Source organism: Aurantimonas aggregata (assembly GCF_010500835.1).
GTDB lineage: Bacteria > Pseudomonadota > Alphaproteobacteria > Rhizobiales > Rhizobiaceae > Aurantimonas > Aurantimonas aggregata.
The window spans coordinates 71,476-80,004 of sequence record NZ_JAAAMJ010000019.1 but is presented as its reverse complement, the minus strand read 5'-3'; the positions used below and the strand labels follow the sequence as shown (position 1 = coordinate 80,004).

9 protein-coding genes and 1 pseudogene are annotated in these 8,529 nt (G+C 61.4%); 5 read left to right on the top strand and 5 right to left on the bottom strand.

The window, feature by feature from the left end; genetic code table 11:
* Positions 1-106, top strand: a pseudogene (locus GTW51_RS18785) (IS5/IS1182 family transposase); the annotation flags it as partial.
* Here GTW51_RS18785 and GTW51_RS18780 read toward each other — a convergent pair.
* Positions 95-1,594, bottom strand: a complete 1,500-nt coding sequence (locus tag GTW51_RS18780) for an ATP-binding protein (RefSeq protein ID WP_203566176.1) — start codon at positions 1,592-1,594, stop codon at positions 95-97. The pseudogene GTW51_RS18785 and the gene GTW51_RS18780 sit on opposite strands and share 12 nt — an antisense overlap.
* Before the next feature lies 1 nt (position 1,595).
* Positions 1,596-2,525, bottom strand: a complete 930-nt coding sequence (locus tag GTW51_RS18775; RefSeq protein ID WP_203566175.1) for an SIR2 family protein — start codon at positions 2,523-2,525, stop codon at positions 1,596-1,598.
* 453 nt (positions 2,526-2,978) lie between these two features.
* Here GTW51_RS18775 and GTW51_RS18770 point away from each other — a divergent pair, with 453 nt between their 5' ends.
* The 4 genes from GTW51_RS18770 (at position 2,979) to GTW51_RS18755 (ending at position 6,486) form a co-directional block, all read left to right on the top strand.
* Entirely contained in the window at positions 2,979-3,545 is a 567-nt protein-coding gene (locus GTW51_RS18770; RefSeq protein ID WP_163045594.1) for a cob(I)yrinic acid a,c-diamide adenosyltransferase, read from the top strand.
* 283 nt (positions 3,546-3,828) lie between these two features.
* Positions 3,829-4,578, top strand: a complete 750-nt coding sequence (locus GTW51_RS18765) for an electron transfer flavoprotein subunit beta/FixA family protein (protein ID WP_163045593.1) — start codon at positions 3,829-3,831, stop codon at positions 4,576-4,578.
* Between the two features lie 23 nt (positions 4,579-4,601).
* Entirely contained in the window at positions 4,602-5,531 is a 930-nt protein-coding gene (locus GTW51_RS18760) for an electron transfer flavoprotein subunit alpha/FixB family protein (RefSeq protein WP_163045592.1), read from the top strand.
* A 73-nt stretch (positions 5,532-5,604) separates the two neighbouring features.
* Complete coding sequence (locus GTW51_RS18755) at positions 5,605-6,486, top strand: 3-hydroxybutyryl-CoA dehydrogenase (protein ID WP_163045591.1); 882 nt, start codon at positions 5,605-5,607, stop codon at positions 6,484-6,486.
* Positions 6,487-6,512: 26 nt separating this feature from the next.
* Here the strand turns inward: GTW51_RS18755 and GTW51_RS18750 are convergent, their stop codons facing one another.
* The 3 genes from GTW51_RS18750 to GTW51_RS18740 all read right to left on the bottom strand — a co-directional run bounded on the left by GTW51_RS18750 (position 6,513) and on the right by GTW51_RS18740 (position 8,321).
* Complete coding sequence (locus GTW51_RS18750; RefSeq protein ID WP_163045590.1) at positions 6,513-6,803, bottom strand: AbrB/MazE/SpoVT family DNA-binding domain-containing protein; 291 nt, start codon at positions 6,801-6,803, stop codon at positions 6,513-6,515.
* 328 nt (positions 6,804-7,131) lie between these two features.
* The gene (locus GTW51_RS18745) at positions 7,132-7,923 is read right to left on the bottom strand and encodes a hypothetical protein (protein WP_163045589.1); all 792 of its coding nucleotides are present in this window, start codon (positions 7,921-7,923) and stop codon (positions 7,132-7,134) included.
* Entirely contained in the window at positions 7,920-8,321 is a 402-nt protein-coding gene (locus GTW51_RS18740) for a hypothetical protein (RefSeq protein ID WP_163045588.1), read from the bottom strand. Before GTW51_RS18740 ends, GTW51_RS18745 begins: the two co-directional genes overlap by 4 nt.
* Between the last annotated feature and the right edge of the window lie 208 nt (positions 8,322-8,529).

The following is an 8,529-nucleotide window of genomic DNA, read 5'->3' as shown; positions in this document are numbered from 1 at the left end:
ACTGGCTAAGGACTGGGAGAAATCCATCGAAAGCACAACCGCATGGGCCAATATCGCTTCCATCCGCATGCTAACCCGGAGGATCGCAAGACCCTCATATCATTGACCAACTTTCGAATCGGGCTCTTAGGGCTAAAAAGTTGTTGCACTGAGAAAGGATCGTGCGACTGACGTCAGATGGTCGTTGGCTCACCACGAGTAACGAAAAGCCGTACTTCCGCCCCTCTTTCGCAATGCGTTCGAACGACCATAGCGCCTGCCTTTGGACCGCGTCCGCGTCATCCTTTACAGGTAAATAAAGGTGCGCCTCGTCACACAATAGAGTTATCGGCGTCCGGGCATCGGCATTCATCCAGAACTGAACGTCATAAAGCAGTCTGGCAAGAGTTCCTGTTACGACCGGGAGCACATCTGCCGGCACCTCGGAGAAATCAATGATCTTGATGCCGCTGCCTGAGTCAGCTCGAAGGAGTTTCACGATCTGTTTGGCGAGCCATTCATAGTCGAGAGCTGCTGGTGGCGGTGAGAACATGAACCCATACCGGCGATCATCGAGTTTTGATTCTAGGCGAGAGATGAAGCGCGTCAGCTTATCTTCCCATTCCCCCTTAACGGGGCCACTTTTCCCAATTCCTTTTGTAATGTTGTCGGTTCTTAGACGCTCGACTAGATCCGAAATAGCATAGGGTATTGGCGAATCGACGGTAAAGGTTTCCTTGACCTTACTTTTTCCAGACGCATCCAGCGTCATGCCTTTCAAGTCGCGAACATGAAGTGTGAAGCGTGAAGCTTGATTGGGCGCGTTTTGATCGCTCCGATCCAAGATCATCGACAGCATCTCATCACGGTTTAGAAGCCAGTATGGCAGGAACAGCGTGTCGTCTTTCGGTGCAGCCAGATCCCCGGGGCCAGCAATGCGGAAGCGCTGTGCGAAGCCGCCTTTGCTTTTGTCCGCGAGTGGTTCGTATTCGCCGTGCATGTCGAATACAATAAGGTTCGGATATTTAAGCTTGGCCGCCCTCTCAAGGATCAGCGCGACTGCCCAGCTCTTGCCGGACCCGGTGCTGCCAAGAATCGCGGCATGACGTTGGAAAAACTTGTCGCCACTGGCGATCGCTTCAGCGCTCCGGTCGGCAACGAACGTGCCGAGTTTTAATCGCTCTTCCTCGGCGAACCCAGCGCCCAGTATACCCATGAAACGCTGAAGATTTCCGCCATCTATAACAAAGCAGTCCCGATCGATTTGGGGGAAGCTATCCGCGCCGCGTTTGAATGTGTCGGCCTTATCGCCATCAACGGTCCTGTACGTGCCGATGACGAAGGCTTGCATGTGATCTGCGGGCGAGACTGTTAGTGCTCCAGGATCGCCGCCTTCGGGATTAGGAAGCTCTTCCCGAAGAGACCGCGTCACCCTGTCTGCCATCGCTATAAGAAATTCCGCCTGCGTCGCGCCCTTGATGGCGACGAGTTGACCGATCCCTACACGGGTTAGCATGGCAGAATTGGTGACATCGATTGCGACGCGGCTGGTGTCGACTCCAGCTACACGCCCAATTTCATCATTGTCCACGAACACAAGCGCTGGGCCGGTCATACTAAAAAACTCCCCTCACAAATCCGTCGAGATCCCAATAGTCTATAGCAGGATAAAATATTTCCGCTCCATCTATGATGAAGCGAGTGCCTGAAACTCCATCTTCTTCGTGGAATTCAGCAGCTAACACGTTATTGTTCTCAGCAGCGATCTCTCTTGCCTTCGGAGAAAGCCCACGGGTTAGGATAACAGTCTTCGTTCCCGCTTTAATGCGGGGCGTGAGATGGGTTTCCAAGTGATCATCATTGAAGCCGTAGCCAATGATTAGGAAGCGATGGGCCTTGTCGATCGCGTCGTTAGCTTTCTCGCGATGCTTATCAAAGGGGCTCTCGTAGCCGCTCCTGAATTTGTTCAGCCCCGGAGTTATGATGAGACGGGAGAGCGGCAGCGCCCCGGCGTAGCGGACCGGACGGCCCTCGCGGTGATACCAGTCGAGGCTACCATGAGGTTTGAAAACATTAGCTTTTGGCGCGAACTTGTATCGGACATTCCTGCCTACCAACTTCACGCTTCGGCAAAAACTCCAGTAGCTGTCTTGCGGATCAAGGCGCGCTGCAAAATGACCGGCGAACATCGTATCGACGCCTAGGCCAGCCTCCTCACAAGCAAGCTCGGCGAGGCGGTCATAATTTGTCGTCACGATCGGTATTCCCGCATCGGGTTTCAGCAGATGTGGGATGAGTCTGGTTAGGCGAAGTGTTCTCGAATTGTTAAACACCTCTGAAATGATTCCGGCTTCGGCGGCGGCAATGAAGTCGCCGGTGCTTTGCACGATGGCCGCCTCCAAGGACGGCGTAGGAGCATGCTTCAGCAGCGCGCCTTCTAACCCTTCCTTTTCGATGAGAGGATGGATTTCCTCCCAAAGTTCATTGTCACCCGGAGTAAGGCTGGCAGGGATATGTGTGACCAGATGGTGCCCGAGCGCGCCCATCCCGGGAATGCCCTCTCCACAGGACAGCCCAGACCCAATAACTAAAACGAGCCCGTCACCAAGATGTTCTTGTAGCTGCCTCTTCAGTACGCTTATTTCCACGGCCCCCCCAATCGGCGTCGCTGCGCCATTGCCTCGCCAACGTACAGGGTCGTCGAATGCAGGCAAGCGCAAGAGATGCCGTGGTTTCTGCAAAAATTCAGGGTGATTTGGACATTGCTTAAATTCGGCTCAGCGGATCACTGGTGTGTCGATAGAGGCGCTGTCAATTCGCTCGAGCAGAGCGGACGTTCGACGGCATCTTGCCCAGTCTCATCAGATATTGTGAGAGGCGCGCGGCAGATCGGAATATCAGCGAGGTGCATAATAGAGTTTGATGAAGCACAATCGCACCTCTTTTCCCCCTGTCTCCCCCCGCCCCGCGCCCTACGTCGCAGCCAAACCGGAGACACCATGGTCAAGCTCAACAAGATCTACACGCGCACCGGCGATGCCGGGGAGACCGGGCTCGGCAATGGCGAGCGGCGGCTGAAGTCGGATCTGCGGGTCGAGACTTATGGCACGGTCGACGAGCTGAACGCGGTGATCGGGATGGCGCGGCTTTCGGCCGACGCGGACCTCGACGCGATGCTGGCGCGGATCCAGAACGAGTTGTTCGATCTCGGCGCCGAGCTGGCGACGCCGCTGACCGGCGAGCCGCTCGGCTACGAGCCGCTGAAGATCATCGCCTCGCAGGTCGAGCGGCTGGAGCGCGAGATCGACGCGATGAACGAGAGGCTCGAGCCGCTGAAGAGCTTCGTGCTGCCGGCGGGATCGGCGGCGGCGGCGCATCTGCACCATGCGCGGACCGTGGCGCGGCGGGCCGAGCGGCTGATGGTGGCGCTGGGCCGGGTCGAGACGGTGGCGCCGGTCGCGCTGACCTATGTCAACCGGCTGTCGGACCATCTGTTCGTCGCCTCGCGTATCGCCAATGACGACGGGCGGGCGGACGTGCTCTGGGTGCCCGGGGCGAGCCGCTAGCGGCGGACTGCCGGAGGCAGGGCGGCGCCGGAATGCAGCGGAGGCTTCGGCCGGACGGGGCGGGGCGTGGCCGCTCGCGCGGGACGGCCGGGCGCTCCGCTCGGTGGCCGACAAAGCGGGGCTTGAAAGATGCGGGCCGGGGCGTCACTAAGCCGGCAGGCACAGACGTCGCTTTGACGATTACGTAAGAATCCGATATCGCGTCGGGCAGATTTGAGGCCTCGGCCGGAGCTGCGCCGGGCCTGGGCGGCCCGCTGCGGGCCGAGCAAGGGAGAGCATCCGCATGAAGGTCCTCGTCGCCGTCAAGCGCGTGGTCGACTACAACGTCAAGATCCGGGTCAAGCCGGATGGCACGGGCGTCGACCTCGCCAACGTCAAGATGAGCATGAACCCGTTCGACGAGATTGCCGTCGAGGCGGCGATAAGGCTGAAGGAAGCCGGCACGGTCACCGAGATCGTCGCCGTCTCCGTCGGCCCGCAACAGGCGCAGGAGACGATCCGCACGGCGCTCGCGATGGGCGCCGACCGCGGCATCCTGGTCAAGACCGACCAGCCGACCGAGCCGCTGGCCGTCGCCAAGATCCTCAAGGGCGTGGTGGACGAGGAGAAGCCCGACCTCGTCATCGTCGGCAAGCAGGCGATCGACGACGACTGCAACCAGACCGGCCAGATGCTGGCGGCGCTGCTCGGCTGGAGCCAGGGCACCTTCGCCAACAAGATCGAGGTGGCCGACGGCCGGGCGGTGGTGACGCGCGAGGTGGACGGCGGGCTGCAGGTGGTGGATCTTTCGCTGCCGGCGATCGTGACGACGGATCTGCGGCTCAACGAGCCGCGCTACGCCTCGCTGCCGAACATCATGAAGGCGAAGAAGAAGCCGCTCGAGGAGAAGACGCCGGAGAGCTACGGCGTCGACATCGCGCCGCGGCTGGAGATCGTCTCGACGGCCGAGCCGAAGGGCCGCGACGCCGGCATCAAGGTGGCGAGCGTCGACGAGCTGATCGACAAGCTCAAGAACGAAGTCGGCCTGCTCTAAAGCGCCCTTCCAGGAGATCATCGATGACCACGCTTCTCATCGCCGAACACGACAATGCGGCGCTTTCGGAACAGACGGCCAAGGCGCTGACCGCTGCGGGGCAGCTCGGCGGGGACGTGCACGTGCTCGTCGCGGGCTCGGGCTCTGGCGCCGTGGCGGAGGCCGCGGGCAAGCTCGCCGGCGTCGCCAAGGTGCTGCATGCCGACGGCGCGGCTTATGCCAACCAGCTGGCCGAGCCGCTGGCCGACCTCGTGGTCGGGCTGGCGGCGGGCTACGACGCCATCGTCGTGCCGGCGACCACCGGCGGCAAGAACGTCGCGCCGCGCATCGCCGCGCTGCTCGACGTGATGCAGGTTTCGGACGTCACCAGCGTCGAGGGGCCCGACACATTCGTGCGGCCGATCTATGCCGGCAACGCCATGCAGACGGTGAAGTCGCGCGACGCCACGAAGGTGATCACGGTGCGGACCTCGGCGTTCCAGGCGGCCGGCGAGGGCGGTTCGGCGCCGGTGGAGACGGTGGCGGCGGCGGGCGATCCCGGCCTGTCGCGCTTCGTCGAGGACAGGCTCGCGCACAGCGAGCGGCCGGAGCTGACCAGCGCCAAGATCATCCTGTCGGGCGGAAGGGCGCTCGGCTCGAAGGAGAAGTTCGAGGAATATCTCTTGCCGCTCGCCGACAAGCTCGGCGCGGCGATCGGCGCCTCGCGCGCCGCGGTGGACGCCGGCTACGCGCCGAACGACTGGCAGGTCGGCCAGACCGGCAAGGTGGTGGCGCCCGACCTCTACATCGCCGTCGGCATCTCCGGCGCCATCCAGCATCTCGCCGGCATGAAGGACTCCAAGGTGATCGTCGCGATCAACAAGGACGAGGAGGCGCCGATCTTCCAGGTCGCCGATTACGGCCTGGTCGGCGACCTCTTCCAGATCCTGCCGGAGCTGAAGGACAAGCTCTGAGGCAGAGGCTTTGACGGGGTTCCGGCGCCCCGATAGGCTGGCGCCGGGACGAGACACGAGACGGGAATTGGCGATGGACAAGGGCATCGAGACGATCGGCATCGTCGGCGCCGGGCAGATGGGCGCGGGGATCGCCCATGTCTCGGCGCTCGCCGGCTATTCGGTGACGCTCTACGACATCACCGAGGCGCAGCTGCAGGAAGGCCTGAAGCGCCTCGGGGCGTCGCTCGACCGCAAGGTCGCCTCGCAGAAGATCACCGAGGCGGAACGCGCCGCGGCGTTCGCGCGGGTGGTGACGACGAGCGATCCGGCGGGGCTTGCCGGCGTCGACCTGGTCATCGAGGCGGCGACCGAGGACGAGACGGTCAAGCGCAAGATCTATCGCGACATCTGCCCGCATCTTAGCCCCGACACGATCCTCGCCACCAACACCTCGTCGATCTCGATCACCCGGCTGGCGGCAGCGACCGACCGGCCCGAGCGGTTCATGGGCATCCACTTCATGAACCCGGTGCCGGTGATGATGCTGGTCGAGCTGGTGCGCGGCATCGCCACCGGCGACACGACCTTCGAGGCGGCGCGGGCCTTCGTCGCCTCGCTGGAGAAGACCATCACCGTGTCGGAGGATTTTCCCGCCTTCATCGTCAACCGCATCCTTTTGCCGATGATCAACGAGGCGATCTACGTGCTCTACGAGGGCGTTGGCTCGGTAGAATCGATCGACACGGCGATGAAGCTCGGCGCCAACCACCCGATGGGCCCGCTGCAGCTCGCCGACTTCATCGGCCTCGATACCTGCCTGTCGATCATGCAGGTGCTGCATGACGGGCTGGCCGATTCCAAGTACCGGCCGTGCCCGCTGCTGGTGAAATATGTCGAGGCGGGCTGGCTCGGCCGCAAGACCGGCCGCGGCTTCTACGACTATCGCGGCGAGACGCCGGTCCCTACGCGGTAGGGGGCGGGGCTTACGGCTTGGCGGGATTATGCTGACCGTTTGCCGGCCCAGGCGTCCTCGATCGCCGCATTAATCGCCTCGATCGTCAGGGGCGGACCAGCATGATGCGCGTTGAGCATTCCGAACGTGTCTTCGATACGGCCGTGCGGGCGAGCGGCGCTCGGGCCGGCTTCGGGCGTTGCGGCGCTGAGGCTGACCCGGCCTTGCGGATCGAGCTTCACGGCAAGGCTCTCGCCGGGTTTCACGCCGAGATGGTCGAGCATCGCCCGGTCGAGGGTGACCTTGCCGCTCTTCGTGACGGTCAGGATCGTCGTCATGACGTTTTCTCCGGACGTTCCGGAAACGTAGGCCTCCAGCACGCCAGGTGGAGCCGGCCTGCGAAGGCGGGGCGTCCTCGCGGCTGCTGCACCGCAGTTTGCCAAAGGCCGGTCCCGGTTAGGCGAGGGCAGGCCTAAGGCATTGCCACGGGGCGCGTTGGAATAGAGGCAGGGGTCGAGTTGCGCCGAGAACGCTCACGTCTTCGTAAATTCGCTCGCCAAGACGACGACGGTCCTGGAGGATTTCCGACCTCAATCGCCAACCGCATATTGGCGCCTTACCTAGATGTCCGCGCGCTAGTTCTGGTTTAGTGTCCCGGTGACGACCTCATGCGGCTGTCCTCGTTTCCTCAGCTATTCGCTCAATAACTTCCTGAGAGCGAGAGAAAGGAATCACAGTTGCGCCGACTTGCAGCAAAGCGATGTCGGCCGCCGTCCACGACTCAGCGTCATCATAGATGATCCGCTGTTGGATAAGCGGGTCGTGTCGGGCCTTCACATCCAAGTTGGCAACTACGCGCGCGTTGATCGAAGCAGGATCATTTATAACCGGGTCAACTATGAACTTTCTGCCGTTAGCGAATGAGATAACGGCTGGGAATTTGTGTGATTTCTGACTTGCCCCCAGTAGGCGCGTTTCTGTCACCTGATCCTTGAAACGACTAAGGAGAAATGCGGAAAGCAGCTTCTTGAAGTCATGACGGCGCCGAACCCCACCGTGGGCGTAAAGCCAATCGGCTAAGTCCTTGGCGACGTTCGCGACATGGGCAACGGCGACCGCCGCCTCGTCCGGCGAAAAATAATCGCTACTCAGAACGCCGCCGCGAATGCTCAGGCCACGGTTCATCACAAAGGGCCGAACCAGCTTTTCAGGGTCTGGCAATACGATGCCCGCGCCAAGCGCTTCGCCTAGCGCCTCTCCCTCATCTGAGGCCATGAGTTTGAGCGCTCCCCCGCGAAGCGTAACTCGAACAAGCCCCCCGGATGGATAGGCGCAAGCCGTCGTTATGCGCAAAGACCCATCGGTGTCTTCGATCGCAAAGGCCTCGGCCAGTGAGCGTTCCACCGTAGCGCGCACGGCCGATGGAAATGGCCCGAATAGTGACGCCAGCGAATTCATAGCAGCGTGTCTCGTGTCGGAAGGGCGATATAATGCCCGCTGGGCGGCTGTTCGATATTCGTCCGCGAACAAAACCACCGTAGCAGTGAATCAAATCCGCCAGCGACTGTAAACTTTTCGGCCAACTCCAGCCGTTGAGCCACCGGCGCACCCTTAAAGAAGCGACGATTTAGCTCCCATGAATGGAAATGCGGCCCTTTCACAATGGCCGGAAGGCCATCGTTGGGCAGTCGGCGGGTGTTTGGGTGTGTCTCATCGGTGTAATCCAGCCGACAAATAGCTGCATTGTAACAAAGAGAAATGCGGAATTTGAGTTCCGTCGCGGAGGGGAACCCGACCAAAACCAGCCGTGCGGCCTTATCGCCTTCTCCCCGGTACTCCAGCGGGAATTCGACCATCCTCTCATGAGCAGAATAGCCGGGTCCCCAAGAGTATGCCCCTACTGCTCCCACGAGCCTTTTTGGCTCTGCAACAAATGCATCAAGAGCCTCAAGTAGGTCTGCCTTCCCCGCCATCGTCCCCCCGACCAAGGCCAAAGGCGAAGGTGCCACACGAAGAACCGGCCCGCAAACGTTCTGAGCTTAAGCGCGCTCACCTTGAAGGACG

Coding starts and splice junctions, on each gene's coding strand:
- GTW51_RS18765 (WP_163045593.1), top strand. CDS start 3,829: ATGAAGGTCCTCGTCGCCGTCAAGCGCGTGGTCGACTACAACGTCAAG.
- GTW51_RS18775 (WP_203566175.1), bottom strand. CDS start 2,525: ATGGGCGCGCTCGGGCACCATCTGGTCACACATATCCCTGCCAGCCTT.
- GTW51_RS18745 (WP_163045589.1), bottom strand. CDS start 7,923: ATGAATTCGCTGGCGTCACTATTCGGGCCATTTCCATCGGCCGTGCGC.
- GTW51_RS18770 (WP_163045594.1), top strand. CDS start 2,979: ATGGTCAAGCTCAACAAGATCTACACGCGCACCGGCGATGCCGGGGAG.
- GTW51_RS18755 (WP_163045591.1), top strand. CDS start 5,605: ATGGACAAGGGCATCGAGACGATCGGCATCGTCGGCGCCGGGCAGATG.
- GTW51_RS18760 (WP_163045592.1), top strand. CDS start 4,602: ATGACCACGCTTCTCATCGCCGAACACGACAATGCGGCGCTTTCGGAA.
- GTW51_RS18740 (WP_163045588.1), bottom strand. CDS start 8,321: ATGGTCGAATTCCCGCTGGAGTACCGGGGAGAAGGCGATAAGGCCGCA.
- GTW51_RS18750 (WP_163045590.1), bottom strand. CDS start 6,803: ATGACGACGATCCTGACCGTCACGAAGAGCGGCAAGGTCACCCTCGAC.
- GTW51_RS18780 (WP_203566176.1), bottom strand. CDS start 1,594: ATGACCGGCCCAGCGCTTGTGTTCGTGGACAATGATGAAATTGGGCGT.